Consider the following 637-nt stretch of genomic DNA (forward strand, 5'->3'; position numbering starts at 1 on the left):
TATTAGTTTGGATGTTTCTAGGTCTATTAATATTGTTTCTGATTTTGGTGTTTTGTTAAATGGGACTAGTGTTGGTGGTGTTTGTGATTATGCTTTTAATGTTTTAGCTGATGGTATAAGTGTTAATGGTTTTAATGTTGCTGGATATTTTGTGGGTGTGTTTGTAGCTTATTCTGATAATGTTAATATATTTAATAATACTTTTTTTGATAATGATGAGTCTGTTGTTGTTAGTGATTCTAGTAATGTGAATATTGTGAATAATAGTATTTTTAATAGTACGTATGGGCTTGATGGTATATTTGTAAGTAGTTCTAATAATGTAAATGTTAGTGGTAATGATATTCATGATATCGGTTCTGGTATTAGTGTGGTTGAGTCAAATAACACTAAAATCTCAAATAACAAAATTCATGATAATAATGGTCATGGTGTTTACATAGATACTGGTGAAAATATAAGTATATCAGGTAATGATTTGGGTAATAATAGTGCGGGTGGAATTTCTTCAAGTAATATCAATAATCTAGATATTAAGGATAATAATGTTAAAAATAGTGGTAGTGATGGTGTTTCAGTAGATAGTTCTGAACATGTTGGTATTAGTGGTAATGATATTGAAGATTCTTCTTCTAAT

General features: G+C 28.4%; 1 protein-coding gene. It reads left to right on the plus strand.

Going from position 1 to position 637, the window contains the following annotated elements; translation table 11 throughout:
- Window positions 1-637: right-handed parallel beta-helix repeat-containing protein (locus MBCUT_RS01765; protein ID WP_169805361.1), on the plus strand; the 637-nt coding region annotated here is incomplete at both ends.

Source organism: Methanobrevibacter cuticularis, assembly GCF_001639285.1.
GTDB lineage: Archaea > Methanobacteriota > Methanobacteria > Methanobacteriales > Methanobacteriaceae > Methanobaculum > Methanobaculum cuticulare.